The organism is Arthrobacter sp. sptzw32 (assembly GCF_059089735.1).
On sequence record NZ_JBNHEZ010000038.1, the window covers coordinates 1 to 228 of the forward strand.

The 228-nt window shown below is 66.2% G+C and carries 1 protein-coding gene; it reads right to left on the minus strand.

Annotated features, from left to right (window positions below; all coding sequences use genetic code 11):
• Positions 1–228: hypothetical protein (locus AC5RVN_RS17500; RefSeq protein ID WP_494138761.1), on the minus strand; the 228-nt coding region annotated here is incomplete at both ends.

Sequence of the window (228 nt, forward strand, 5' to 3'; positions counted from 1 at the left end):
AGCCGTCGGCGCCGAGGGTGGCGAATTCGTTGGGGACGAATTGGCGGATCTGGTCCGGGACGGCTTTCATGTAGTCCGAGACGGCGACGACGGGTCCTGTGGCGCCTTCGAGTTGTTTGGTGACGAACGGGACGCGGGCGGGCTGGCCGGGGTTGAGGAAGGCTTCTTCTTCGGCGGCCATGCCGTCGCGGCGCAGTTCGTTCCAGGACGTCACGGACCAGACGTCTG